This window comes from Streptomyces fulvorobeus (assembly GCF_013167895.1).
GTDB classification, from domain to species: Bacteria; Actinomycetota; Actinomycetes; order Streptomycetales; family Streptomycetaceae; genus Streptomyces; species Streptomyces fulvorobeus.
Genome location: NZ_BLWC01000001.1, coordinates 3,976,551 through 4,002,001, shown reverse-complemented (window position 1 = coordinate 4,002,001; position 25,451 = coordinate 3,976,551). Strand labels below are relative to the sequence as shown.

The following is a 25,451-nucleotide window of genomic DNA, read 5'->3' as shown; positions in this document are numbered from 1 at the left end:
CTACGATGGCCGGTATGACTGATCAGCGCCGCCTCGTCCTCGCCTCCGCCTCCCCCGCCCGCCTCGGTCTCCTGCGGCAGGCCGGTTTCGCCCCCGAGGTGATCGTCAGCGGTGTCGACGAGGAGGCGCTGTCCGCTCCCACCCCCGGCGAACTCGCGCTCGTCCTGGCCGAGGCCAAGGCCGCGGTCGTCGCGGCCCGCCCTGAGGTGGCCGGCGCCCTGGTGATCGGCTGCGACTCGGTCCTCGAACTCGACGGCGAGGCGCTGGGCAAGCCCGCGGACGCCGAGGAGGCCACCGCCCGCTGGAAGTCCATGCGCGGCCGGGCCGGAGTGCTGCGGACCGGGCACAGCCTCACCGACACCGCGAGCGGACGCACGGTGTCCGCCACGGCCTCCACCGTCGTCCGTTTCGGTGAACCGACGGACGCCGAGATCGCCGCCTACGTCGCCTCGGGCGAACCCCTGTACGTCGCGGGCGCGTTCACGCTGGACGGCCGCTCGGCGCCGTTCGTCGACTCCATCGAGGGCGACCACGGCAACGTCATCGGGCTGTCGCTTCCGCTGCTGCGCCGGCTGCTCGGTGAACTGGGCCTCTCCGTCACCGATCTGTGGGTCTGAGGGCCGGGCCGGGTCCGGCGGGCGCCATTTCCCCGCCACCGCCCCGCCCCGCCCCGTGCCGACTCGCCGGGGCCGTATCCCAGCAGGGTCAGGACGAGCAGCGCGAGCACCGCCATCATGAAGGCGAACGCGGACCAGCCCACCAGGCCCACCACGACGGCGCCCAGCACCCCGTGCACCACGGCGCAGCCGGTCAGGGCGTTGCGCCCCGCGCGGCCCGGAGCCCGGTCGCGGACCCCGGCCACCAGCGCGACCAGGCCGCAGAGCACCAGCAGCAGGCCGGACCCCCACCCCAGCACCCAGGTGCCCGTGGACATGGCCCCGGGGTCCATCCCGGCGAGGGACATCTTCTGGTTGTCGACGACCGTCGCGAGCACGGCGTTGACGAGCACGACGCCCACCGCTTCCCCGAACAGCACGAGCCCGGTCACCACGGCCACCGGTCTGCGTATCACCGCGCCCACCCCCCTGTTACCGTCCTGCCCGCTCGCAGCTGCGACAGCGCGGACACTACTAACCGGTAACGGTTCGTACAAGAGGTCTGCCGCTCCTCGCGGGCGGGCAAAGAAACGCTCTGACGTTCGTAGGAATCCAACAAAGAATCGCCGGACGTCGTTGACCCTACGGACAGAGACCTGGACCACACCTCGTGGCTACTGTGCGCTTAAGGAACCCGGCGTAACGTGGTGCGACAAGGGATTTCACGACTCCAGCAACCCTCGAATCACACTCCGTGTGGGCAAGCTCACCAGTGGGGACGGGTCGTACGGCCGTGTCGGTAGTCCCTAAACTCAGCTTGTTTCAAGGAGGGAGTCATCGTGCGCAAGGTGCTCATCGCCAACCGTGGCGAAATCGCTGTCCGCGTTGCTCGGGCTTGCCGGGACGCCGGAATCGCGAGCGTAGCCGTCTACGCCGATCCGGACCGGGACGGTCTGCACGTCCGCGCGGCCGACGAGGCGTTCGCTCTGGGCGGTGACACCCCGGCCGCCAGCTACCTGGACATGGCCAAGGTGCTCCAGGCCGCCAAGGACTCCGGGGCGGACGCGATCCACCCGGGTTACGGCTTCCTCTCGGAGAACGCCGAGTTCGCGCAGGCCGTGACCGACGCCGGTCTGACCTGGATCGGCCCGCCGCCCCAGGCCATCCGCGACCTCGGGGACAAGGTCGCGGCCCGCCACATCGCCCAGCGCGCCGGTGCGCCGCTGGTTGCCGGCACGGCGGACCCGGTCTCCGGTGCGGACGAGGTCGTCGACTTCGCCCGCGAGCACGGCCTGCCGATCGCGATCAAGGCCGCCTTCGGTGGCGGCGGTCGCGGCCTCAAGGTCGCCCGCACCCTGGAAGAGGTCCCGGAGCTGTACGACTCCGCGGTCCGCGAGGCCGTCGCCGCCTTCGGCCGCGGCGAGTGCTTCGTCGAGCGCTACCTCGACAGGCCGCGCCACGTCGAGACCCAGTGCCTGGCCGACACCCACGGCAACGTGGTCGTCGTCTCCACCCGTGACTGCTCACTCCAGCGCCGCCACCAGAAGCTGGTGGAGGAGGCCCCCGCGCCGTTCCTGAGCGAGGCGCAGAACGCCGAGCTCTACGCGGCGTCCAAGGCGATCCTCAAGGAGGCCGGTTACGTCGGCGCCGGCACCGTGGAGTTCCTCGTCGGCACGGACGGCACGATCTCCTTCCTCGAGGTCAACACCCGCCTCCAGGTGGAGCATCCGGTCACCGAGGAGGTCACCGGCATCGACCTCGTACGCGAGATGTTCCGCATCGCCGACGGCGAGGAGCTCGGTTACGGCGACCCCGCCGTGCGCGGGCACTCCTTCGAGTTCCGGATCAACGGCGAGGACCCGGGCCGCGGCTTCCTGCCCGCCCGGGAACCGTCACCACCTTCGACGCGCCCTCGGGCCCGGGTGTCCGCCTGGACGCGGGCGTGGAGTCCGGCAGCGTCATCGGCCCGGCCTGGGACTCGCTCCTGGCCAAGCTGATCGTGACGGGCGCGACGCGTGAGCAGGCGCTCCAGCGTGCCGCGCGTGCGCTGGGGGAGTTCAAGGTCGAGGGCATGGCCACCGCCATCCCCTTCCACCAGGCCGTCGTGGTCGACCCCGCCTTCACCGCCGACCCGTTCCGTATCCACACCCGGTGGATCGAGACGGAGTTCGTCAACGAGATCAAGCCCTTCGCCCCGGTCGGCACGGACGCCGACGAGGAGGAGGACGGCAGCCGCGAGACGATCGTCGTCGAGGTCGGCGGCAAGCGCCTTGAGGTCTCGCTGCCCGTCTCGCTCGGGATGAGCCTGGCCCGTACCGGTCTCGCGGCCGGTGCGAAGCCCAAGCGCCGTGCGGCGAAGAAGGCCGGCTCCGCGGCCTCCGGTGACACCCTCGCCTCCCCGATGCAGGGCACGATCGTCAAGATCGCGGTCGAGGAGGGCCAGGAGGTCAAGGAGGGCGACCTCGTCGTGGTCCTGGAGGCCATGAAGATGGAGCAGCCCCTCAACGCGCACCGCTCCGGCACCGTCAAGGGCCTGGCCGCCGAGGTCGGCAGCTCGGTCACCTCCGGCGCCGTGATCTGCGAGATCAAGGACTGAACCGGCCGGACCGAGGGCCCCGCGGGAGTCACTGACTCCCGCGGGGCCCTCGGCGTCCACGGGGGCGGGCGGGGTCTTCGACGGGGAGGCGGAGGCGATCTGGAGGGCACCTCCGGTTGCTCGATGGCATCCTGGACCCCGGGGCGTACGCCCACAGGGGCGTACACCTGAGAGCGGGAGGAGTGCGCGATGGCGACGAGCACGGTACGGACGCCGGCCGGGGCCCCGGCACGCTCCATGCGCGCCGACGCGCGCCGCAACTACGACCGGCTGCTGAACGAGGCCCGCGCCTCCTTCGCCGAGCACGGCACCGATGCCTCCCTGGAGGACGTCGCGCGCCAGGCGGGGGTGGGCATCGGCACGCTCTACCGGCACTTCCCCAACCGCCAGGCCCTGATGTATGCGGTCTTCCAGGAGGCGCTGGCCGCCCTGCTCGCCCGCTCCCGCGAGCTGGCCGAGGGGGACCACCCGTGCCACGCGCTCGTGGAGTGGCTGGGCGCGGTCGTCACGCACACCGGGGAGTACCGGGGGGTGGCCCAGGCGCTCATGTCGGCGACACGGGACGAGACTTCGGCCCTGGCGCGGTGCAACACCCCGCTGCGCGAGGCGGGGGCTCGGCTGCTCGCGCGGGCGCAGGAGAGCGGCGCGGTGCGCGCTGAGGTGTCGATCGACGACCTGATGCAGCTGACGAACGCGATCGCGCTCGCCGCCGAACAGGCACCGGACGACCCGGCACTGGCGGACCGCCTGCTGGCGCTGACGCTCCAGGGCCTCAAGGGCCCCGCCGCGGAACAGGGCTGAGGGCGTCCGGGGCCGCTCCGGCGGCCCGGCCCCCTACCTGCGTCGCAGATCCGCCACCCGGGCCCGGTCGCCCGAGCCCTGGTCGGCCAGTGCCGCCGCGCTGCGCAACTGGGGTCCGAGCCCGCCGGAACCGCCCGTCTGCGTACGGCGCTGTCCTGGCAGCGGCACGTCCCTCCGGGCCTGGCGGCCGGGCGGGACCCCGTCGCCGAGCCCGGACGCGTCCGGCCCGGCGATCGTGATCTCCACGCCCTGGTCAGCGAGGGCCTGGAGCTCGGCCGCGGCCCGCTCGTCGTGGACCGGTGGCTCGTCCGTGACCAGCCGGGTGATCAGGTCGGTGGGCACGGTCTGGAACATGGTGTCGGAGCCGAGCTTGGTGTGGTCCGCGAGGACCACCACTTCGGCGGCCGCCTGCACCAGGGCCCGGTCCACGCTGGCCGACAGCATGTTGGAGGTGGACAGCCCGCGTTCGGCGGTGAGGCCGCTCCCGGAGAGGAACGCCCGCGAGACCCGTAGCCCCTGGAGGGACTGCTCGGCCCCGCTGCCCACGAGCGCGTAGTTGCTCCCGCGCAGCGTGCCGCCGGTCATGACGACCTCGACACGGTTGGCATGGGCCAACGCCTGGGCGACCAGGAGCGAGTTGGTGACGACGGTCAGACCGGGCACCCGCGCGAGCCGGCGGGCCAGCTCCTGCGTGGTCGTTCCGGCGCCGACCACGATGGCCTCGCCCTCACCGACCAGACCGGCGGCCAGATCGGCGATGGCCGTCTTCTCCGCGGTGGCGAGATGGGATTTTTGCGGAAAGCCGGACTCCCGCGTGAAACCGCCCGGCAAGACCGCACCGCCGTGCCGGCGGTCGAGGAGTCCTTCTGCCTCCAGGGCCCGCACGTCCCGCCGTACGGTCACTTCGGAGGTCTGGACGACGCGGGCGAGCTCACGGAGCGAAACCGCCCCGTTGGCGCGCACCATTTCGAGGATCAACTGACGACGTTCTGCAGCGAACACGGAACTGACAGTAACCTGACGATCCGCCCGTTTCAGCAGTTTGCGCAGAATAAGAGAAGTTGCACACGAATGGGGCCGCCAAGTGGTATAGGCGGCCCCAGGGTTGCGCGGGTACCGCTACGAGTCGCCCGTGAGCTTGCGGGTGTGCAGCTGCCGGGCCACCTCGGCGATCGATCCGGAGAGCGACGGGTACACCGTGAAGGCGTTCGCGATCTGCTCCACCGTCAGGTTGTTGTCGACCGCGAGCGAGATCGGGTGGATCAGCTCACTGGCGCGCGGCGCGACGACGCAGCCGCCGACCACGATGCCGGTGCCGGGACGGCAGAAGATCTTGACGAAGCCGTCCCTGATGCCCTGCATCTTGGCGCGCGGGTTGCGCAGCAGCGGCAGCTTGACGGCCCGGGCGTCGATCCGGCCCGCGTCGACGTCGGACTGGGTGTAGCCGACGGTCGCGATCTCGGGGTCGGTGAACACGTTCGACGAGACCGTCTTCAGGTTCAGCGGGGTGACCGCGTCGCCGAGGAAGTGGTACATCGCGATGCGGCCCTGCATCGCGGCGACCGAGGCCAGGGCGAAGACACCGGTGACGTCCCCGGCCGCGTACACGCCGGGGGCGCTGGTGCGGGAGACCCGGTCGGTCAGCACGTGGCCCGAGTCCTTGAGCCGGACCCCGGCCTCCTCCAGGCCCATGCCGGCCGTGTTGGGGATGGCGCCGACCGCCATCAGGCAGTGCGAGCCGGAGATGACGCGGCCGTCGGCGAGGGTGACCTCGACCCGGTCGTCCACGCGCTTGGCCGACTGGGCGCGGGAGCGGGCCATCACGTTCATGCCACGACGGCGGAACACGTCCTCCAGGACCGCGGCGGCGTCCGGGTCCTCGCCGGGCAGCACGCGGTCGCGGGAGGAGATGAGCGTGACGCGCGAGCCGAGCGCCTGGTAGGCGCCGGCGAACTCGGCGCCGGTGACACCCGAGCCGACGACGATGAGCTCCTCGGGGAGCTCGTCGAGGTCGTAGACCTGGGTCCAGTTCAGGATGCGCTCGCCGTCCGGGAGCGCGTCCGGGATCTCGCGGGGGTGCGCGCCGGTCGCCACGAGCACGGCGTCGGCGGTCAGCGACTCCTCCGTGCCGTCGGCGGCGGTGACGACGACCTGACGGGAGCCGTCGGCGGCCTGGAGGCCCTCCAGCCTGCCCCGGCCGCGCATCACGCGGGCACCCGCACGGGTGACGGATGCGGTGATGTCGTGGGACTGGGCCAGCGCCAGGCGCTTGACCCGCCGGTTGACCTTGCCGAGGTCGACGCCGACGACCCGGGCCGCCTGTTCCTTGTGGGGCGTGTCGTCCGCGACGATGATGCCCAGCTCCTCGTACGAGGAGTCGAAGGTGGTCATCACCTCGGCCGTCGCGATCAGGGTCTTGGAGGGCACGCAGTCGGTGAGGACCGACGCGCCGCCGAGGCCGTCACGGTCGACGACGGTCACCTCCGCGCCGAGCTGGGCGCCCACCAGTGCCGCCTCGTAGCCGCCGGGGCCGCCGCCGATGATCACGATCCGGGTCACGAAAAGTCCGCCTCGCGTGGTGTCATCCCGCGGCCGTATGCCGCCGCGGCCGGGGTCCGGGGGATCGCCCCGGGGGGAATGCAGTACGTACTCCATTGTCCCGCACGCGCCAAGGCGCTTCGCCCCGGGGCCCTCCATACGGGGGCGGGGCCCGCCGGGGCGGGGCACGGGCGTACGAATCGGGGTGTTCGGGCAGCTCATTGCGCGCAGGAACCGGCACTCCCGGTGCCACCTCCCGTACCCTCGACCACATGTCGCTCTACGCCGCGTACGCCGGCAACCTCGACGCGCGGCTGATGACGCGCCGCGCTCCGCATTCGCCGCTGCGCGGCACCGGCTGGCTGAACGGCTGGCGGCTGACGTTCGGCGGCGAGCAGATGGGCTGGGAGGGCGCGCTGGCCACCGTGGTCGAGGCCCCCCGCTCCCAGGTCTTCGTGGCGCTGTACGACATCGCGCCGATGGACGAGGACTCCATGGACCGGTGGGAGGGCGTCGGCCTGGACATCTACCGGCGCATGCGGGTGCGGGTGCACACCCTGGACGGCGAGGAGCCGACCTGGATGTACGTGCTGAACGGCTACGAGGGCGGGCTGCCATCGGCCCGCTATCTGGGCGAGGTGGCGGACGCCGCCGAGTCGGCCGGGGCCCCGCACGACTATGTGATGGAGCTCCGCAAGCGCCCCTGCTGAGCGCCGCCCCCGCCCCGCCCCTGTACGAACATACGAACGGCTTCGGCCAGCCTCTCCGCGGGGGCATCTACGCGCGTAGGGATTGACCGGTTACCCTCGTCCGCGTGAACGCATCTGTTATTCCGGACCACATCCAGGGCGACCCGCACGCCGCCGCCGCCGACGCCGCCGCCCGCCTCCGCGAGCTGACCGGCGCCGAGACCCACGACGTCGCCCTCGTGATGGGCTCCGGGTGGGCCCCCGCCGGCGACGCGCTCGGCGCGCCGGAGGCCGAGTTCCCCGTGACCGAGCTGCCCGGGTTCCCCGTCCCGGCGGTCGAGGGCCACGGCGGCACCGTCCGCTCGTACCTGATCGGCGCCAAGCGCGTCCTGGTCTTCCTGGGCCGTACGCACTTCTACGAGGGCCGCGGGGTCGCCGCCGTCTCGCACGGAGTCCGCACCGCGGTCGCCGCGGGCTGCCGGACGATCGTGCTGACGAACGGCTGCGGCGGTCTGCGCGAGGGCATGCGCCCCGGCCAGCCGGTGCTGATCAGCGATCACATCAACCTCACGGCGGCGTCCCCGATCATCGGCGCCAACTTCGTCGACCTCACCGACCTGTACTCGCCGCGGCTGCGCGCCCTGTGCAGGGAGATCGACGAGACGCTCGAAGAGGGCGTGTACGTGCAGTTCCCCGGCCCGCACTACGAGACCCCGGCCGAGATCAACATGGTCCGGGTCATGGGCGGCGACCTGGTCGGCATGTCCACCGTGCTGGAGGCCATCGCCGCGCGCGAGGCGGGCGCGGAGGTCCTCGGGATCTCACTCGTGACCAACCTGGCCGCCGGTCTGTCCGGCGAGCCGCTCAACCACGAGGAGGTCCTGCAGGCCGGCCGCGACTCGGCGGTGCGGATGGGATCTCTGCTGGCGCGCGTGCTCGACCGCATCTGAGCGGGCGGCGCGCCCGGGGCGGGCGGTTTCCCCCGCCCTCCCCTGACACGTGCGGAGCCCCGGCCCCCGCGGGCCGAGCCCCGTGACCCACCCCACCCCCGAAAGGCGGACACCGTGGAGCAGGACCTCGTTGCGCAGGCCAGGACGTGGCTCGCGGAGGACCCCGACCCCGAGACCCGTGACGAGCTCCGCGGGCTCATCGACTCCGGCGACATCACCGAGCTCACCTCGCGCTTCGCCGGCACCCTTCAGTTCGGCACGGCCGGGCTGCGCGGGGAGCTGGGGGCCGGGCCCATGCGGATGAACAGGTCCGTCGTCATCCGGGCCGCCGCCGGCCTCGCCGCGTATCTCACCGCCACCGGCCAGGGTGGCGGGCTCGTCGTCATCGGGTACGACGCCCGGTACAGGTCCGCCGACTTCGCGCGTGACACCGCCGCCGTGATGACGGGCGCCGGACTGCGCGCCGCCGTCCTGCCGCGCCCGCTTCCCACCCCGGTCCTGGCGTACGCCATACGGCATCTGGGCGCCGTCGCGGGCGTCGAGGTGACCGCCAGCCACAACCCGCCGCGCGACAACGGCTACAAGGTCTACCTCGGCGACGGCTCGCAGATCGTGCCCCCCACGGACGGCGCGATCGCCGCCGCCATCGCGGCGGTCGGCCCGCTCGGCACGGTGGCACGCCCCGAAAGCGGCTGGGAGATCCTTGGCGAGGAGGTCCTGGACGCCTATCTGACCCGTACGGACGCCGTGCTCTCCGAGGGCTCCCCGCGTACCGCCCGCACCGTCTACACGGCGATGCACGGCGTCGGTACGTCCGTGCTGACCGCCGCCTTCGCGCGGGCCGGGTTCCCCGAGCCCGTACTCGTCGCCGAACAGGCCGAGCCGGACCCGGCGTTCCCCACCGTCGCCTTCCCCAACCCGGAAGAGCCCGGCGCCATGGATCTCGCCTTCGCCACCGCGCGCCGGGCCGCCCCCGATCTCGTCATCGCCAACGACCCGGACGCCGACCGCTGCGCCGTTGCGGTGCCCGACGCCGCCGTGGAGGGCGGCTGGCGGATGCTGCGCGGCGACGAGGTCGGCGCGCTGCTCGCCGCCCACCTGGTCGACCGCGGCGTCACCGGCACCTTCGCCGAGTCGATCGTGTCGTCCTCGCTGCTCGGCCGCATCGCCGGGAAGGCGGGTCTGGGGTACGAGGAGACCCTGACCGGCTTCAAGTGGATCGCCCGTGCCGAGGGACTGCGCTACGGCTACGAGGAGGCGCTCGGCTACTGCGTCGACCCGGAGGGGGTGCGGGACAAGGACGGCATCACCGCCGCCCTGCTCGTCGCCGAGCTGGCCTCGGTGCTCAAGGAGAAGGGCCGCACCCTCCTCGACCTGCTGGACGACCTCGCCGTCACCCACGGGCTGCACGCCACGGACCAGCTGTCGGTCCGGGTGGAGGACCTGACGGTCATCGCGAACGCCATGCTGCGCCTGCGGGAGCAGCCGCCGACCGCGCTCGCGGGACTCGCCGTGACCTCGGCCGAGGACCTGTCGCTGGGCACCGGTGCGCTGCCGCCCACGGACGGGCTGCGCTACCGGCTGGAGGGCGCGCGGGTGATCGTCCGCCCGAGCGGCACCGAGCCCAAGCTCAAGTGCTATCTGGAGGTCGTGGTGCCCGTCGCCTCGGCGGACGAGCTGCCGGCGGCGCGCGCCAGGGGCGCGGAACTGCTCGCCGGGATCAAGCGCGACCTGTCGGCGGCCGCGGGAATCTGAGCCGGGACCAGGGGGCACGGGCGCGCGTCGGCGGCCCGTGCCCCCTCGCCGTGTCCCTGGGGGGCGCTCCGGTCGTGCCGGGTGGTGCTCAGCCGGTCGCGAGCAGCACCACGAGCAGCACGGTGCCCACGGCCGCCGGGGCGATGACCTCGTAGGCCCAGCGGACGGAGGCCGTCTCGGTGGCGGGCCGGTCGCCGCGGTGCGCGGCTCCCTCGGCCAGTTCGCGCAGGTCGACGGCGGCCCGGTCGGCGGCGGCGACGCGTGCGGCGGTGTCGCGGACGTCGGCGTGGACGGACGACCTGCCGTACGGGTCGTCCTGGGACTGCCGCGACGCCTTCCTCGCCGCCCGCTTGCGCTCGCGCAGCGAGACGGGCACGGCCCACAGCTGGTAGGTGACGCCGGCGTGGGTGGTCAGCTCGGTCGAGTACCCGGCGCGCACGTCGGCCACCTCGGACCAGGGCAGCACGATGGTCCGGAACGGGTTGCGGATGCGGATGCGCTCCGCGTTCGCGTACACCGCGGGCCGCACGGTGAACGCCGCGATCAGCGGGATCGCGGCGAGCATCCCGGCGAGCGCCTTCCACGGGGTCCGGCCGTCGCCCCGGAACAGGGCGTCGCCCCCGATCCAGGCGGTCAGCGCGATGAGCAGCACCCCGCAGACCAGACCGGCGGCCGAACGGAAGGTCCGGTCGGCGTGGACCGGCTCGGGGGCAGGCGTGGGGCTCGTCATGGGCCCGATTCTGCCTGACCGCCGCCCGGGACGGCCGGGCGGCGGTGCCGGGCACGGGTGGCCCGGTGAGAAGCGGGGGGCCTGTACAGGTCGCTACGCGCGTAGATATGCTCAGGTGGTGACCATGCCCACCACTGCACCTGCATTCGCCGACGCGACGGCGTCCGACAGTGCGCTGCGCCGCTTCCTGCACGGGCTGCCCGGCGTCGACCCTGTCGGCCTCGAAGCGCGCGCCGCCTCCCTCGGCACCCGATCGATCAAGACGACTGCCAAGGCGTACGCCATCGATCTCGCCATCTCGATGATCGACCTGACGACGCTGGAAGGCGCGGACACCCCGGGCAAGGTCCGGGCTCTCGCCGCCAAGGCCGTCAACCCCGACCCCACCGACCGCACGAGCCCGCGCACCGCGGCGGTCTGCGTCTACCCGGACATGGCGGCCACCGCGGCCGCCGCGCTGGCCGGCTCCGGAGTGAAGGTGGCGTCCGTGGCGACGGCCTTCCCGGCCGGCCGCGCCGCGCTCGCCGTCAAGCTCGCGGACGTCCGCGACGCCGTGGCGGCCGGAGCCGACGAGATCGACATGGTGATCGACCGCGGCGCCTTCCTCTCCGGGCACTACCTCAAGGTGTACGAGGAGATCGTCGCCGTGAAGGCGGAGTGCGGCTCCGCCCGCCTCAAGGTGATCTTCGAGACCGGCGAGCTGTCCACGTACGACAACATCCGCCGCGCCTCCTGGCTCGGGATGCTCGCGGGCGCGGACTTCATCAAGACGTCGACCGGGAAGGTCGCGGTCAACGCGACGCCCGCGAACACCCTGCTGATGCTGGAGGCCGTGCGCGACTTCCGGGAGCAGACCGGGGTGCAGGTCGGTGTGAAGCCGGCCGGCGGCATCCGCACCAGCAAGGACGCGATCAAGTTCCTCGTGCTGGTCAACGAGACCGCGGGCGAGGACTGGCTGGACAACCACTGGTTCCGCTTCGGCGCGTCCAGCCTGCTGAACGACCTGCTGATGCAGCGCCAGAAGCTCAGCACCGGCCGTTACTCCGGCCCCGATTACGTGACGGTGGACTGATCCCCATGGCATCTGCATTCGAGTACGCACCGGCTCCGGAGTCCCGCTCCGTCGTCGACATCGCCCCTTCGTACGGGCTGTTCATCGACGGCGAGTTCACCGAGGCCGCCGACGGCAAGGTCTTCAAGTCGGTCAGCCCCTCGTCCGAGGAAGTCCTCTCCGAGGTCGCCAGGGCGGGCGCGGAGGACGTCGACAGGGCGGTCAAGGCGGCCCGCAGGGCGTTCGAGAAGTGGTCGGCGCTGCCCGGCTCCGAGCGCGCCAAGTACCTCTTCCGCATCGCCCGGATCATCCAGGAGCGCAGCCGCGAGCTCGCCGTCCTGGAGACCCTGGACAACGGCAAGCCGATCAGGGAGACCCGCGACGCGGACCTCCCCCTCGTCGCCGCGCACTTCTTCTACTACGCGGGCTGGGCCGACAAGCTGGACCACGCCGGTTACGGCGCGAACCCGCGCCCGCTCGGCGTGGCCGGCCAGGTCATCCCGTGGAACTTCCCCCTCCTGATGCTCGCGTGGAAGATCGCCCCGGCGCTCGCCACCGGCAACACGGTGGTCCTGAAGCCCGCCGAGACGACTCCGCTCTCCGCGCTGTTCTTCGCGGACATCTGCCGTCAGGCGGGGCTGCCCAGGGGTGTCGTCAACATCCTCACGGGTTACGGCGACGCGGGCGCCGCCCTCGTCGGCCACCCCGACGTGAACAAGGTCGCCTTCACCGGCTCGACCGCGGTCGGCAAGGCCATCGCCCGCCAGATCGCCGGGACCGGCAAGCGGGCCACCCTGGAGCTGGGCGGCAAGGGCGCCAACATCGTCTTCGACGACGCCCCCGTCGACCAGGCCGTCGAGGGCATCGTCACCGGCATCTTCTTCAACCAGGGCCAGGTCTGCTGCGCGGGCTCCAGGCTGCTCGTCCAGGAGTCCGTCCAGGACGAGGTGCTGGACGCCCTCAAGCGCCGGCTGTCCACGCTGCGCCTCGGCGACCCGCTGGACAAGAACACCGACATCGGTGCGATCAACTCCGCGGAGCAGCTCTCCCGGATCACCGCGCTCGCCGAGACCGGCGAGGCGGAGGGCGCCGAGCGCTGGACGGCGCCCTGCGACCTCCCGTCCGCCGGTTACTGGTTCGCCCCGACGCTCTTCACCAACGTCACCCAGGCGCACACCGTCGCCCGCGACGAGATCTTCGGCCCGGTGCTGTCCGTCCTCACCTTCCGCACGCCGGACGAGGCGGTCGCCAAGGCCAACAACACCCAGTACGGCCTCTCGGCCGGCATCTGGACGGAGAAGGGCTCCCGCATCCTCGCGGTGGCCGGCAAGCTCCGTGCGGGCGTCGTCTGGGCCAACACGTTCAACAAGTTCGACCCGACGTCGCCCTTCGGTGGCTACAAGGAGTCGGGCTTCGGCCGCGAGGGCGGCCGTCACGGCCTGGAGGCATACCTCGATGTCCGATAACCGTCTGAGCGTCTTCAAGACCTACAAGCTGTACGTCGGGGGCAAGTTCCCCCGCTCCGAGAGCGGCCGGGTGTACGAGGTGACCGACTCCAAGGGCAGGTGGCTGGCGAACGCGCCGCACTCCTCACGCAAGGACGCGCGCGACGCGGTCGTGGCCGCCCGCAAGGCGTTCGGCGGCTGGTCCGGCGCGACCGCGTACAACCGGGGCCAGATCCTCTACCGTGTCGCGGAGATGCTGGAGGGCCGCAGGGAGCAGTTCGTACGCGAGGTGGCGGACGCCGAGGGGCTGTCGAGGTCCAAGGCGGCCGCCGTCGTCGAGGCGGCCGTCGACCGCTGGGTCTGGTACGCGGGCTGGACCGACAAGATCGGCCAGATCGCCGGAGGGGTGAACCCGGTCGCGGGGCCGTTCCTCAACCTCTCGACGCCCGAGCCGACCGGTGTCGTCACGGTGCTGGCCCCCAGGACTCCTCGTTCCTGGGCCTGGTCTCGGTGATCGCCCCGGTGATCGCCACCGGCAACACGGCCGTCGTCATCGCCTCGGCCGACGCCCCGCTGCCCGCGCTCTCCCTGGGCGAGGTGCTGGCCACCTCGGACCTGCCCGGCGGCGTGGTGAACATCCTGTCGGGGAGCACCGCGGAGCTCGCGGCCCCGCTCGCCTCCCACCAGGACGTCAACGCGATCGACCTCACGGGCGCGGACGCGGCCCTGGCCAAGGAGCTGGAGATCGCGGCGGCCGACAACCTCAAGCGCGTCCTGCGCCCGCAGGCCGTGGACCCGGTCGGCGCGGCCGACGGCGTCGACTGGTCGGCCGACCCCGGCACACGCCGTCTGACGGCCTTCCTGGAGACCAAGACGGTCTGGCACCCCACGGGCGCCCTGGGAGTCTCCGGCTCCTCGTACTGACCCGTGCACGGGCCCCGCGGGCCGCTCTCCGGACGACGGGGGGGCGGCCCGCAGCTCTGTCGTCCGGATCAGCCGGTGAGCTGCTCACCCGAACCGGCCTCCTGCGAGTAGCCATCCGTACGCGCCCGGTAGTCGAGGTGTGATGCTCGATACCCCCAGGGCCTCCGGGGGGTTCTCCGCGCGGGTCGATGCCGCACACTTCTGTCCTGTGAGTTCCCCATCGATACCGACCCGCGTCGTGCTGCTCGCGGGCCCCTCCGGTTCAGGCAAGTCGTCCCTGGCCGCGCGTACCGGTCTGCCGGTGCTGCATCTGGACGACTTCTACAAGGAGGGCGACGACCCGACCCTGCCGGCGGTCACGGGCAGCACGGACATCGACTGGGACTCCGTACGGTCCTGGGACGCGGACGCCGCGGTCGCTGCGGTCGCGGAGCTCTGCCGTACGGGGCGTACGGACGTGCCGGTGTACGACCTGGCCACCAGCGCCCGCGTCGGGCGGGAGGCGTTCCACATCGGGCGCACGCCCCTGTTCGTCGCCGAGGGCATCTTCGCGGCGGACATCGTGGAGCGCTGCCAGGAGCTCGGCGTCCTGGCGGACGCGCTGTGTCTGCGCGGGCGCCCTTCGACCACGTTCCGGCGGCGGCTGCTGCGGGATCTGCGCGAGGGCCGCAAGTCGGTGCCGTTCCTGCTGCGGCGCGGCTGGCGGCTGATGCGTGCCGAGCGGCGGATCGTGGCACGGCAGACGGCGCTGGGCGCGCATCCGTGCGGCAAGGAGGAGGCGTTGGGCAGGCTGGCCGCCGCGGCGGCGGGACGGTGTCGGCGGGCGGCGGCGGGAAGCGCGGCCTGAGCCCGCTCCGGCCGGCGGGCGCACGCACGCGAAACGGGGCCGTACAGGACCCCCCGGCCCGTGCGACCCCGCTGCGTTTCCCCCCGTACCCCCGTACCCGCACCGCCGCATCCCCCGAAACGGCGGTCCGGTTCTCCCCCCGTTGCCTCAGGCCACCAGCTCGCCGAAGGACTCCTCCTCGTCACGGCCGAAGCTGAGGACCTCGTCCTCGCGCAGCCGGCGGAGCGACCGCCAGATGCTCGACTTCACCGTGCCGACACTGATGTCGAGGATGGACGCGATCTCCGGGTCGGTGCGGCCCTCGTAGTACCGCAGGACCAGCATCGTGCGCTGGAGTTCGGGCAGTCGGGCGAGCGCCTGCCAGAGCACCGCCCGCAGTTCCGTGCCGCGCATCGCGTCCGTGTCGCCCACCGTCTCCGGCAGCTCCTCGGTCGGGTACTCGCTGAGCTTGCGCCTGCGCCAGGCGCTGATGTGCAGATTGGTCATGGTGCGGCGCAGATATCCGCCGACCGCCGCCTTGTCGCTGATCCTGTCCCACGCCCGGTACGTCGAGAAGAGGGCGCTCTGCAGCAGGTCCTCGGCCTCGAACCGGTCGCCGGTCAGGTGGTAGGCGGTCGCGTACAGGGAGGCGCGGCGCTCCTGGACGTAGGCCGTGAACACCGCTTCGGCGTCCTCGGTCCGCGCCGCGGCCTTCCGCTCCCCCGTGACCTCCCCGTACGCGCTTCCCCTGTCGCCCCCGAGGGGCGTGTCAACCACCGTCATGTACGACGGATGCTGACGCCCGGCGCCGCGAACGCACCCCCGTGCCGCACCGCCGGACTTCTCCGGACCCCGGCCGACGTCGTGGAGACGCGTGACAACTGCGCTCGTCGAGCCTGTGCTGTGCGTTGCGTTCATCTCGCGCCCCCCGTCGGTGGAGTCGGTCGGTCCTGTGTGTCAACGAGCTTGCCCGGGCAGTTTCATGGCGTTGTCCCCCGACTGTCACAGCCGTGTCACAGGCCGTCTTCCGGGCGTGCCGGAACCGTGAGAGCCGTCCAACTGTCGAACTGCGGCACCGCCATGGGCCAGAATGACCCCCGTGCCTTTCCTGTTGCTGATCGAGGACGACGACGCCATCCGCACGGCTCTCGAACTCTCGCTGTCACGTCAGGGCCACCGAGTGGCCACCGCGGCGACGGGAGAGGACGGCCTGAACCTGCTGCGGGAGCAGCGGCCCGACCTGGTGGTGCTGGATGTGATGCTGCCCGGGATCGACGGTTTCGAGGTCTGCCGCCGCATCCGCCGCACCGACCAGCTGCCGATCATCCTGCTGACCGCGCGCAGCGACGACATCGACGTCGTGGTGGGACTGGAGTCCGGCGCCGACGACTACGTGGTGAAGCCCGTGCAGGGCCGGGTGCTCGACGCCCGTATCCGCGCGGTGCTGCGCCGGGGCGAGCGGGAGTCCACGGACTCCGCGACGTTCGGGAACGTGATCATCGACCGCTCCGCGATGACCGTCACCAAGGGCGGTGAGGACCTCCAGCTCACCCCGACCGAGCTGCGGCTGCTGCTCGAACTGAGCCGCAGGCCCGGTCAGGCGCTGTCCCGCCAGCAGTTGCTGCGCCTGGTGTGGGAGCACGACTACCTCGGTGACTCCCGGCTGGTGGACGCCTGTGTCCAGCGGCTTCGCGCGAAGGTGGAGGACGTGCCGTCCTCGCCGACGCTGATCCGTACCGTGCGCGGAGTGGGCTACCGGCTGGACTCGCCTCAGTGAGCGGACCCGCGGGGCGGACCGTGCTCACCGGTCTGCGCTGGACCAGTCTGCGGCTGCGGCTCGTCGTCGTGTTCGGACTGGTGGCGCTGACGGCCGCGGTGTCCGCGTCGGGGATCGCGTACTGGCTCAACCGCGAGGCCGTGCTGACACGTACGCAGGACTCCGTCCTCGGTGACTTCCGCCGCCAGATGCAGAACCGGGCCGCCACCCTGCCCACGCCCCCCACCCGGGACGATCTGCAGAGCGCCGCGGTGCAGATGGCGAGCAGCAGTCCCGGTTACGACGTGCTGCTGGTCGACGAGCACGAGGGCAAGCCGATCGTCGGCTACTCCGACCTGGACGCCTTCACCCGCCAGGACGTACCCGCCTCCCTGCAGAAGCAGGTGGGCAAGAAGCAGCCGATGACATCGGGCAACACCTACGAGTACCACCTGTTCTGGCAGCGTACGAGCATAGGCGGCGCGCCGTACCTGGTGGCCGGTACGAAGATCATCGGCGGTGGCCCGACCGGTTACCTGCTGAAGTCGCTGGACCAGGAGCGTCAGGACCTCAACTCGCTCGCCTGGTCGCTGGGGATCGCGACCGCCCTGGCGCTGGTCGGTTCGGCGCTGCTCGCCCAGGGTGCGGCGACGACCGTCCTGCGCCCGGTGCAGCGGCTGGGTGACGCGGCCCGCAAGCTCGGCGAGGGCAAGCTCGACACCCGGCTCGTGGTGTCCGGCACCGACGAACTGGCCGATCTCTCGCGTACGTTCAACAGGACGGCGAGCGCGCTGGAGAAGAAGGTCGCGGACATGAGCGCGCGGGAGGAGTCCAGCCGCCGGTTCGTGGCCGACATGTCGCACGAGCTGCGGACCCCGCTTACCGCGATCACCGCCGTGGCCGAGGTGCTGGAGGACGAGGCCGACAGCCTCGATCCGATGATCGCTCCCGCGGTGCACCTGGTGGTCAGCGAGACCCGCAGGCTGAACGACCTGGTGGAGAACCTGATGGAGGTCACCCGCTTCGACGCGGGCACGGCCCGTATGGTCCTCGACACGGTCGACGTCGCCGACCAGGTCACCGCCTGCATCGACGCACGCGCGTGGCTGGACGCGGTGGACCTGGACGCCGAGCGCGGCATGATGGTGCGGCTCGATCCGCGCCGGCTCGACGTGATCCTGGCGAACCTCATCGGCAACGCGCTCAAGCACGGCGGCTCGCCGGTGCGCGTGGCGGTGCGGATCGTCGGCGAGGAGCTGGTCATCGAGGTGCGGGACCACGGTCCCGGCATCCCCGAGGACGTCCTGCCGCACGTCTTCGACCGCTTCTACAAGGCGAGTGCCTCGCGCCCCCGGTCCGAGGGAAGCGGCCTGGGGCTGTCGATCGCGATGGAGAACGCGCACATCCACGGCGGCGACATCACCGCCGCGAACTCGCCGGACGGGGACGGGGCCGTGTTCGTCCTGCGGCTGCCCGTCGATGCCGAGCGGCTGACCTCCGAGGCCGGGGAGCACGGCGTGGAGGACCGGAACGAGGAGGGCGGCGCGACGTGAGGCGCAGTGAGCGTACGGCCGGCGCACCCCGCGGCGGGCGGGCGCGGCGCACGGGGCGGGTGCTGGCCGCCGTCCTCGCGGGGGCGGCGCTGGCCGCCGGGTGCGGGATCAGGTCGACCTCGGTCCCGGTGGACGCGGGTGCGGCGCCCTCCCGGGTGCCGTGCCGCACCCCGGCCGAGGACGTCACCGCGCGGGCCCTGGACGACATCGCGGTGCAGGTGTACCTGGTCTGCGCCTCGCAACTGGTGATGGTGAACCGTTCGGTGCGCATGCAGGCGCAGGAACCCGACCGCGTCCGCGTCGCCCAGGCGCTCCTGGACGAGCTGAAGCAGGACCCGGAGGCCGACGAGCGGCAGGCCGGGTTCTCCACAGGCGTGCCGGCGGGGCTGCGGGTCGCCGGGGGCCGCGGGAGCGATCCGGCCGGCACGCTGCGGCTGAACGAGCAGCCGGACGACCTGGCGGCCGAGGCGCTGGCGCAGCTCGTGTGCACGTACGCGGACAGCGAGGCGCTGGTGACCGGGGGCACCGTCGTGCTCGGGGGGCCCGGGAACTACGCGCCCCGGGGCTACGTGTGTACGTCGCGGACGAAGACCCGGCCGGGTGACGTGCCCACGCCCGGCGCGCTCGAACTGCCCTGAGAGCGGTCGCGCGGTGTCGCTGCGCACTTCGTCGAACAGGGCGGAACCGATCCCGCCGGTCGTGGCGTCTTGGTGGGCGTGCGTGAAGGTTCGGACGGCCAGGCCGTCATCCGCTTGCGCGGGGCCGGGGTTCTCCTCCTCCTCGCACACCTGCTGATCGTCGGGTGGGTGACCCTGCGCCCCCTGGACGTGGCCTGGGTGACCGCCGCCAACTTCCAGCCGCTGGCCGGTATCAGGGCGGATCTGGCCCTCGGCCCGGTCGAGGCCGCGCGCCGGTTCGGTTCGGGGCTTCTGCTGCTGGCGCCGCTCGGGGTGCTGCTGCCGATGGCCGGGGGCCGGCTGTCCGTCTCCCCGTGGGCCTCGCTGGCCCGTACCGTCGCGGCCGGGGCGCTCATCTCGCTGGCCATCGAGCTGGCGCAGACCGGGGTGCCGGGCCAGGTCGTCGACGTCGACTCGCTCCTGCTGAACTCCGCGGGTGTGGCGCTCGCCCATGTGCTGGTCGTTCCGGTCACCCGGGCGCGGCTGCGGCGCGGGCTGCGGGCGGGGGGCGGCGCGGTTCGGCTGCGGGACGAGGCGTCTCAGGGCTCGACCCCGACGATTTCCAGGGTCGGTATCGCCCCGTAGAGCGATGCTTTGCACCCCTTGGCGGAGCCACCATGGACACATCGGGAGCACGGCAGGAGTCGCTCCCCTCAGCTTCGTGAAGGAGCCCACCATGGCCGCACTTGCCCGCCCCCGTGACGGACGCATGATCGGCGGAGTGTGCGCAGCGCTGGCACGGCGCTTCGGCACCTCCGCGACGACGATGCGCGTGATCTTCGTCGTCTCCTGCCTGCTGCCCGGCCCGCAGTTTCTGCTGTACGTGGCCCTGTGGCTGCTGCTGCCGTCGGAGAAGACCTCGGCCGCGACGGCCTGGTGACCGGCTGGACCACGGGGAGAACACAGGTGGGGCGCGCACCCGGGACGGGTGCGCGCCCCACCTGCGTACGGGTGACCGGTCAGCCGCCGATCGGCAGGCCGTTCGCGGCCACGCCCTTGGTCGGCAGGCCGCCGAGCAGACCGGTGACGGGAGCGGCGACCTCGCCGCCGACGTTCTGGCCCCTGAGGAGCTCCCCCGCCGAGTCCTGGACCGTGGGCGCGGCGTGGCTGACGGCGTCGAGCGCGGAGGCGGCGGGCACCGAGGTGGCGGTGGCGTCCACGGGCAGCGCGGAGGCGGAGGACGAGCCGGCGGCGGCAAAGGCGGCGCCGAGTGCGGCCACGCCGAGAGTCCTGACAGCAGACTGCTTCATGTGAATGTCATCCTTGGGGAAGGGTATGTGAGCGGCTCTGCAACGTAGCCATCCCTTTACCCCTTCCGCAAACATGCGCGGACACGGGAAAAGGCCGTGGCGTCGCCCGCCCCGGCCTTTTCCCTTTCCGCCGGATCAGTCGGTCTTCGGGGAAGAACCGCTGGTCGTGGCGGTCTGACGGAACAGCCACTCGGATTTGAGCTCCGCGTATCCGGGCTTGACGACGTCGTTGATCATCGCCAGACGTTCATCGAAAGGAATGAATGCTGATTTCATCGCATTGACGGTGAACCACTGCATGTCGTCGAGCGTGTATCCGAATGTCTCGGTCAGCCGCTCGAATTCCTGGCTCATGCTCGTACCGCTCATCAGCCGGTTGTCCGTGTTCACCGTGACGCGGAAGTGCAGCTTGCGCAGCAGACCGATGGGGTGCTCGGCGTAGGACGGGGCGGCGCCGGTCTGGAGGTTGGACGTGGGGCAGAGCTCCAGCGGGACGCGCTTGTCGCGTACGTAGGAGGCCAGCCGGCCGAGCGTCACGCCGCCGTCCTCGGCGACCTCGATGTCGTCGATGATGCGGACCCCGTGGCCGAGCCGGTCGGCGCCGCACCACTGGAGGGCCTGCCAGATCGACGGGAGGCCGAACGCCTCACCCGCGTGGATCGTGAAGTGGTTGTTCTCGCGCTTGAGGTATTCGAACGCGTCGAGGTGCCGGGTGGGAGGGAAGCCCGCCTCGGCGCCCGCGATGTCGAAGCCGACGACACCGAGGTCCCGGTAGCGGTTGGCGAGTTCGGCGATCTCCAGCGCGCGGGCGGCGTGCCGCATCGCGGTGAGGAGGGCGCCGACGCGGATGCGGTGGCCGTTGGCACGGGCCCTGTTCTCGCCCTCGCGGAAGCCCTCGTTGACGGCCTCGACGACCTCTTCGAGGGTCAGGCCGCCTTCGAGGTGCTGCTCGGGGGCGTAGCGCACCTCGGCGTAGACGACGCCGTCCCCGGCGAGGTCCTCCGCGCACTCGGCCGCGACCCGGACCAGGGCCTCGCGGCTCTGCATGACGGCGCAGGTGTGGGCGAACGTCTCCAGGTAGCGCTCCAGCGAGCCGGAGTCGGCCGCCTCGCGGAACCAGAGGCCCAGCTTGCCGGGCTCCGTCTCCGGCAGTGCCTCATAGCCCTGTGCGAGGGCCAGGTCGACGATCGTGCCGGGGCGCAGGCCGCCGTCGAGGTGGTCGTGGAGCAGGACCTTGGGCGCACGCCTGATCTGCTCGGGGCTCGGAACATTGAGGGTCTGGCTCGTCATCTGGGCACTCTAACGCCTACGCGCGTAGAGCGCCGTGCGTCGATACCTAACAGAGACCGCGAAGTCGGGTGGAGTACACCCGCCCTTCTGACACTGTTCTGTCATGGCACAGCGCGCACTTCCCCTGCCTGCCGCGAGGCTGGGACGGGCCGTTCTCACGGCCGGGGCACCATCCGAGGTCAGCGGCGTGGCCCTGCTGCTCCCGGACGGAGAAGCGGATTCGCACCGCAGACCGTCCTCCTACGCCTACGCGGTCCAGCTGATGTTCGCCCGCCGGCTGGCCCGTGAGGGAGGGCCGGACGGGCTGGCGGTGCATGTGGTGCGCTACCGCTGGCGCGGCTGGAACGCCTCGGACGCTGATCTGGCGGCCGACGCGGAGTGGGCGGCGGACGAGGTCGTACGGCGGTACGGCGACGTCCCCGTCTGCCTGGCCGGGCACGGCATGGGCGGCCGGGCGGCGCTGCGGGCCGCCGGGCACACCGCGGTCACCTCGGTCCTCGCGATGGCGCCCTGGCTGCCGGACGGGGCCGCCGAGACGGAGCCCGTACGGCAGTTGGCGGGACGGCGGGTGCTGATCGTGCACGGCACCGACGACGAACGCATCGACCCGGAGCTGTCGTTCCGGCTGGCCGAGCGGGCGAAGAAGTCCCACCGGGACATCTGCCGCTTCGAGGTCCACTCGGACGGGCACGCCCTGCGGCAGCACCGGGCCGAAGTGGTGGCGCTCGCCGCGGACTTCGTACGCGGATCGCTGTTCGCCCGCTCGTACGCCCGCCCGGTCGCGGACGCGCTGGCGGCTCCGCCGCCACTGGGCCTGAGGATGCCGCTGGCGGCGGGGTTCGGGCGGTCGTTGCGGCACTAGGCGCGCCTCACTCCGGGAGCAGATGGCCGCGGCGGGAGAGCAGGAAGCGCTTGAACGCGGCGACCGGCGGGGTGTCCGGGTGGCCGTCCAGCCAGGCCACCCCGATCTCACGGGCCGCCCGCGGCGCCGTGACCGTGAGCTCGACGACTCCCGGCCGCGCCACGGCGGGCGGCGGCAGCAGGGCGACGCCCAGGCCGGCCGCGACCAGGCCGCGCAGTGTCTCGGCCTCCTCGCCCTCGAAGGCGATCCGCGGAGCGAAACCGGCCTGCGCGCAGAGGTCGTCGGTGATCCGCCGCAGGCCGTACCCCGGCTCCAGCGTGACGAAGGTCTCGTCGGCGGCCTCCGCCAGCCGCACCCGGCGGCGGGAGGCGAGCCGGTGGTCGTCGGGGACGACCAGGCGCAGCCGTTGCTCGTCCAGGCGGCGGGTCACCAGGTCAGGGGCGTCCGGGACGGGTGAGGTGAGGCAGAGGTCGAGGCCGCCCGAGCGGAGGCGTTCGATCATCGCCTCGCCGTAGTTCTGCACCAGCTGGAAACGGACCCGCGGATGGTCGGCGCGGAAGGCGCGGATGAGGGCGGGCACCGTCTCGGACCCCATGGTGTGCAGGAAGCCGAAGGCGACCTTGCCCGCGGTCGGGTCGGCGTCCGCCCGTACCGAGTCGGCCGCCTTCTCCACCTCGGTGAGCGCCCGGTCGGCCGAGGCCAGGAACGTGCGGCCGGCCGGGGTGAGGGAGACGGTACGGCCCTTGCGGGCGAAGAGGGCGACTCCCAGGTCCTGTTCGAGCCTGACCATGGCCCGCGAGAGCGTGGACTGCGGGACGCCGAGTTCCTGCGCGGCGCGGGTGACGTGCTCGTGGCGGGCGACGGCCTCGAAGTACGCGAGGCGTGGCGCGAGCACGGCGCGGATGTCTTCTTCGTAACTACTCGGTGACAGCCGGGGCTGTGGCCTGCGTTCATGCACCATGGGAACGATTATGACGAGTTCGTGCATTGGACGCATGAAACCGGTCGGCCTACTTTCGACGTATGCCTCCTGCCAGTACCGAGGCGTCCATCCGCACGGTGGACGCCCCCGCACCGCCCTCGTCGCCCGTCCCGGACCGACGCCTGGAGCCCGGCCGCCCCGGTCACCGCCGGATGAGCTTCGCGCTCTTCGCCGCGGGGATGGCGGCCTTCGCCCTCCTCTACTCCACCCAGGCGGTGCTGCCCGCCGTCTCCGCCTCGTTCGGCGCCACGGCGGGGCAGGCGAGCTGGACGGTCTCCGCGGCGACCGGCGCACTCGCGCTGTGCGTGCTGCCGCTGAGCGCCCTCTCCGAGCGCTTCGGGCGCCGGCGGATGATGACCGCGTCGCTGGCGGTCGCCGCACTGATCGGGCTCCTCATCCCCTTCGCCCCGTCCCTCGGCTGGCTGATCGCCCTGCGCGCCGTCCAGGGCGCGGCGCTCGCCGGAGTCCCGGCGTCCGCGATGGCGTATCTGGCGGAGGAGGTACGGCCGAAGGCGCTGATCGCCGCGATCGGCCTGTTCGTGGCGGGCAACAGCATCGGCGGCATGAGCGGGCGGATCGTCACCGGCTGGGTGGCCCAGCTGTGGGGATGGCGGGCGGCCCTCGGCGCCGTGGGAATGCTCGCGGTGTTCTGCGCGGTCGCCTTCCGCCTCCTGATCCCCAGGGCCCGGCACTTCACACCCGGTCCGCTCAGCCCGAAGGCCCTGGCCAGGACCGTCGGCACGCACCTCGCCGACCCGCTGCTGCGCCGCCTGTACGCGATCGGCGCCCTGTTCATGACGGTGTTCGGCGCGGTCTACACGGTGATCGGCTACCGGCTGGCCGAGGCGCCGTTCAGCCTCCCGCAGGGCGTCATCGGTTCGGTCTTCCTCGTCTACCTGGTCGGTACGGCCTCCTCCGCCGCCGCGGGCAGGCTGGTCGGCCGGCTCGGCCGCCGGGGCGCGCTCTACCTGGCCGTCTCCACCACGGCCGCCGGACTGCTGCTCTCACTGGCCGACCGGCTGGCGGCCGTGCTTCTCGGGCTCATCCTGATCACGGCGGGCTTCTTCGCCGGGCACGCGGTCGCCTCCTCGTCGGTGAGCCGTACGGCGACGACCGGCCGCGCGCAGGCTTCCGCGCTCTACCAGTCCGCGTACTACCTGGGCTCCAGCGCGGGCGGCACCCTGGGCGCGGTCGCCTTCCACGCCGGGGCTGGGCCGGGACCGTGGCGCTGGGGCTCCTCGCGGTCCTCGGCGTCGTGTCGGTCACGCTCTACGGGACGCGGGTGGCGCGCGCCGAACGGCGCCGGGCCGCCCCGGCGCGCGCGCTACCCAACTGAGACCTCCGAGCGTACAACTGGCACCCCCCTTCGCGCGTCTAAGCAGGCGGCATCAACGCACTGCGTCCGAAGAGGAGTTGGCGCACATGGGAGTCATAGGGGACATTCGAGGCATAGGGGTACGGCGGGGCGTGGCCCTGTCGGTCGCCGGCCTGATGGCGGCACCGGCCCTCGTCCTGAGTACCGGCACGACCGCGCAGGCGGCGTCCTGCACGGCCACCACCGGGCCGTACCAGAAGCAGGTCGAGAAGTTCCTGGGCCGGCCGGTCGACGGCCGGCAGTCGGTCACCGACTGCAAGGCGATCCGGGCCTTCCAGGCGAAGCACGGCATCACCCCGACCATCGGGTACGCCGGGCCTCTCACCTGGCGCACGATGAACACCATGCTCGCCCAGAAGGCGGCCGGGAAGAACCCGAACAAGGCCGGGAAGTGCCCCACGAACAAGGGGCGCATCGCCTGCGTGGACCTCACCAGGCAGCTCAGCTGGGTCCAGGACGGCTCCAAGCTGAAGTACGGCCCGGTGCCGGTACGGACGGGGCGCGACGGCGCGGAGACGCGTACCGGCGCGAAGAAGGTCTACTGGCGCACCGTCAAGCACTGGTCGACGCTCTACCGGGTGTGGATGCCGTACTCCCAGTTCTTCGACGGAGGCATCGCGTTCCACTCGGTCACCAAGAGCATGTACAACCCGCCCGGCTCCGGGGGCTGCGTCAACATGCGGGACAAGGACGCGAAGGCGTACTGGAACCTCCTGCGCAACGGCGACGACGTCTACGTGTACGGGCGCAAGCCCGGGACGTGAGCGGCTTGGCCGCTTCCCGCCCCGTTGTCAGTGGCCTGCGG

At 72.2% G+C, this 25,451-nt stretch carries 22 protein-coding genes and 4 pseudogenes; 18 read left to right on the top strand and 8 right to left on the bottom strand.

Going from position 1 to position 25,451, the window contains the following annotated elements; translation table 11 throughout:
- Nucleotides 1-5 precede the first annotated feature (5 nt).
- Nucleotides 6-617: a nucleoside triphosphate pyrophosphatase gene (locus Sfulv_RS18250; protein ID WP_173315408.1), complete on the top strand. Its 612-nt coding sequence runs from the start codon at nt 6-8 to the stop codon at nt 615-617.
- 41 nt (nt 618-658) lie between these two features.
- On the opposite strand, the pseudogene Sfulv_RS18245 reads toward Sfulv_RS18250, so the two are convergent.
- Nucleotides 659-1,069: pseudogene (locus Sfulv_RS18245) on the bottom strand (hypothetical protein); the annotation flags it as partial.
- A gap of 366 nt (nt 1,070-1,435) precedes the next feature.
- On the opposite strand from Sfulv_RS18245, the pseudogene Sfulv_RS18240 reads away from it, so the two are divergent.
- Nucleotides 1,436-3,192 (top strand): annotated as a pseudogene (locus tag Sfulv_RS18240) (acetyl/propionyl/methylcrotonyl-CoA carboxylase subunit alpha).
- 189 nt (nt 3,193-3,381) lie between these two features.
- The gene (locus Sfulv_RS18235; RefSeq protein WP_173315406.1) at nt 3,382-3,993 is read left to right on the top strand and encodes a TetR/AcrR family transcriptional regulator; all 612 of its coding nucleotides are present in this window, start codon (nt 3,382-3,384) and stop codon (nt 3,991-3,993) included.
- Between the two features lie 33 nt (nt 3,994-4,026).
- On the opposite strand, the gene Sfulv_RS18230 is transcribed toward Sfulv_RS18235, so the two are convergent.
- Both Sfulv_RS18230 and Sfulv_RS18225 read right to left on the bottom strand, forming a co-directional pair.
- The gene (locus Sfulv_RS18230) at nt 4,027-4,995 is read right to left on the bottom strand and encodes a DeoR/GlpR family DNA-binding transcription regulator (protein WP_173315404.1); all 969 of its coding nucleotides are present in this window, start codon (nt 4,993-4,995) and stop codon (nt 4,027-4,029) included.
- A gap of 117 nt (nt 4,996-5,112) precedes the next feature.
- On the bottom strand, nt 5,113-6,552 hold the full coding sequence (locus Sfulv_RS18225) for an NAD(P)H-quinone dehydrogenase (protein ID WP_173315402.1): 1,440 nt from the start codon (nt 6,550-6,552) through the stop codon (nt 5,113-5,115).
- A 251-nt stretch (nt 6,553-6,803) separates the two neighbouring features.
- On the opposite strand from Sfulv_RS18225, the gene Sfulv_RS18220 reads away from it, so the two are divergent.
- The 3 genes from Sfulv_RS18220 (at nt 6,804) to Sfulv_RS18210 (ending at nt 9,925) form a co-directional block, all read left to right on the top strand.
- Nucleotides 6,804-7,241: a gamma-glutamylcyclotransferase family protein gene (locus tag Sfulv_RS18220; protein ID WP_173315400.1), complete on the top strand. Its 438-nt coding sequence runs from the start codon at nt 6,804-6,806 to the stop codon at nt 7,239-7,241.
- A 104-nt stretch (nt 7,242-7,345) separates the two neighbouring features.
- Complete coding sequence (locus Sfulv_RS18215; protein ID WP_173315398.1) at nt 7,346-8,170, top strand: purine-nucleoside phosphorylase; 825 nt, start codon at nt 7,346-7,348, stop codon at nt 8,168-8,170.
- 114 nt (nt 8,171-8,284) lie between these two features.
- Nucleotides 8,285-9,925 carry a phospho-sugar mutase gene (locus Sfulv_RS18210; RefSeq protein WP_173315396.1) on the top strand — a complete coding sequence of 547 codons (1,641 nt, stop codon included), beginning with the start codon at nt 8,285-8,287 and terminating at the stop codon, nt 9,923-9,925.
- An 88-nt stretch (nt 9,926-10,013) separates the two neighbouring features.
- On the opposite strand, the gene Sfulv_RS18205 is transcribed toward Sfulv_RS18210, so the two are convergent.
- Entirely contained in the window at nt 10,014-10,655 is a 642-nt protein-coding gene (locus Sfulv_RS18205; RefSeq protein WP_173315394.1) for a PH domain-containing protein, read from the bottom strand.
- A gap of 124 nt (nt 10,656-10,779) precedes the next feature.
- Between Sfulv_RS18205 and deoC the strand changes: the two genes are divergently transcribed.
- The 4 genes and pseudogenes from deoC to Sfulv_RS18185 all read left to right on the top strand — a co-directional run bounded on the left by deoC (nt 10,780) and on the right by Sfulv_RS18185 (nt 14,922).
- Nucleotides 10,780-11,727: a deoxyribose-phosphate aldolase gene (gene deoC / locus Sfulv_RS18200; protein WP_173315392.1), complete on the top strand. Its 948-nt coding sequence runs from the start codon at nt 10,780-10,782 to the stop codon at nt 11,725-11,727.
- Nucleotides 11,728-11,732: 5 nt separating this feature from the next.
- Nucleotides 11,733-13,172 (top strand): aldehyde dehydrogenase family protein, encoded by a 1,440-nt coding sequence (locus tag Sfulv_RS18195; RefSeq protein WP_173315390.1) that lies wholly within the window; start codon nt 11,733-11,735, stop codon nt 13,170-13,172.
- Nucleotides 13,162-14,075, top strand: a pseudogene (locus Sfulv_RS18190) (aldehyde dehydrogenase family protein). Before Sfulv_RS18195 ends, Sfulv_RS18190 begins: the two are co-directional and overlap by 11 nt.
- A 142-nt stretch (nt 14,076-14,217) precedes the next feature.
- On the top strand, nt 14,218-14,922 hold the full coding sequence (locus Sfulv_RS18185; protein ID WP_173315388.1) for a uridine kinase: 705 nt from the start codon (nt 14,218-14,220) through the stop codon (nt 14,920-14,922).
- Between the two features lie 147 nt (nt 14,923-15,069).
- Here Sfulv_RS18185 and Sfulv_RS18180 read toward each other — a convergent pair whose 3' ends face one another.
- On the bottom strand, nt 15,070-15,819 hold the full coding sequence (locus Sfulv_RS18180) for a SigE family RNA polymerase sigma factor (RefSeq protein WP_173315386.1): 750 nt from the start codon (nt 15,817-15,819) through the stop codon (nt 15,070-15,072).
- Nucleotides 15,820-16,000: 181 nt separating this feature from the next.
- On the opposite strand from Sfulv_RS18180, the gene afsQ1 reads away from it, so the two are divergent.
- The 5 genes from afsQ1 (at nt 16,001) to Sfulv_RS18155 (ending at nt 19,767) form a co-directional block, all read left to right on the top strand.
- Nucleotides 16,001-16,678 carry a two-component system response regulator AfsQ1 gene (gene afsQ1, locus Sfulv_RS18175; protein ID WP_173315383.1) on the top strand — a complete coding sequence of 226 codons (678 nt, stop codon included), beginning with the start codon at nt 16,001-16,003 and terminating at the stop codon, nt 16,676-16,678.
- Nucleotides 16,675-18,210, top strand: coding sequence for an ATP-binding protein (locus Sfulv_RS18170; RefSeq protein ID WP_173315380.1), 1,536 nt, complete (start codon nt 16,675-16,677; stop codon nt 18,208-18,210). The genes afsQ1 and Sfulv_RS18170 overlap by 4 nt, the downstream gene beginning before the upstream one ends.
- Nucleotides 18,207-18,848 carry a hypothetical protein gene (locus tag Sfulv_RS18165; RefSeq protein WP_173315377.1) on the top strand — a complete coding sequence of 214 codons (642 nt, stop codon included), beginning with the start codon at nt 18,207-18,209 and terminating at the stop codon, nt 18,846-18,848. The genes Sfulv_RS18170 and Sfulv_RS18165 overlap by 4 nt, the downstream gene beginning before the upstream one ends.
- Before the next feature lie 72 nt (nt 18,849-18,920).
- Nucleotides 18,921-19,472: a VanZ family protein gene (locus Sfulv_RS18160; RefSeq protein WP_173315374.1), complete on the top strand. Its 552-nt coding sequence runs from the start codon at nt 18,921-18,923 to the stop codon at nt 19,470-19,472.
- Nucleotides 19,473-19,563: 91 nt separating this feature from the next.
- On the top strand, nt 19,564-19,767 hold the full coding sequence (locus tag Sfulv_RS18155; RefSeq protein ID WP_173315371.1) for a PspC domain-containing protein: 204 nt from the start codon (nt 19,564-19,566) through the stop codon (nt 19,765-19,767).
- A 79-nt stretch (nt 19,768-19,846) separates the two neighbouring features.
- On the opposite strand, the gene Sfulv_RS18150 is transcribed toward Sfulv_RS18155, so the two are convergent.
- Together Sfulv_RS18150 and Sfulv_RS18145 are read right to left on the bottom strand one after the other, a co-directional pair.
- Complete coding sequence (locus Sfulv_RS18150; RefSeq protein WP_173315368.1) at nt 19,847-20,137, bottom strand: hypothetical protein; 291 nt, start codon at nt 20,135-20,137, stop codon at nt 19,847-19,849.
- A gap of 135 nt (nt 20,138-20,272) precedes the next feature.
- On the bottom strand, nt 20,273-21,427 hold the full coding sequence (locus tag Sfulv_RS18145) for an adenosine deaminase (RefSeq protein ID WP_173315365.1): 1,155 nt from the start codon (nt 21,425-21,427) through the stop codon (nt 20,273-20,275).
- Nucleotides 21,428-21,530: 103 nt separating this feature from the next.
- On the opposite strand from Sfulv_RS18145, the gene Sfulv_RS18140 reads away from it, so the two are divergent.
- Nucleotides 21,531-22,289 (top strand): alpha/beta hydrolase, encoded by a 759-nt coding sequence (locus Sfulv_RS18140; protein ID WP_173315362.1) that lies wholly within the window; start codon nt 21,531-21,533, stop codon nt 22,287-22,289.
- Nucleotides 22,290-22,296: 7 nt separating this feature from the next.
- Here the strand turns inward: Sfulv_RS18140 and Sfulv_RS18135 are convergent, their stop codons facing one another.
- Nucleotides 22,297-23,250 carry a LysR family transcriptional regulator gene (locus Sfulv_RS18135; protein WP_173315359.1) on the bottom strand — a complete coding sequence of 318 codons (954 nt, stop codon included), beginning with the start codon at nt 23,248-23,250 and terminating at the stop codon, nt 22,297-22,299.
- A 62-nt stretch (nt 23,251-23,312) separates the two neighbouring features.
- Between Sfulv_RS18135 and Sfulv_RS18130 the strand changes: the two are divergent.
- Nucleotides 23,313-24,607 (top strand): annotated as a pseudogene (locus tag Sfulv_RS18130) (MFS transporter).
- A gap of 86 nt (nt 24,608-24,693) precedes the next feature.
- Nucleotides 24,694-25,410: a L,D-transpeptidase family protein gene (locus tag Sfulv_RS18125; RefSeq protein WP_173315356.1), complete on the top strand. Its 717-nt coding sequence runs from the start codon at nt 24,694-24,696 to the stop codon at nt 25,408-25,410.
- Nucleotides 25,411-25,451 lie beyond the last annotated feature (41 nt).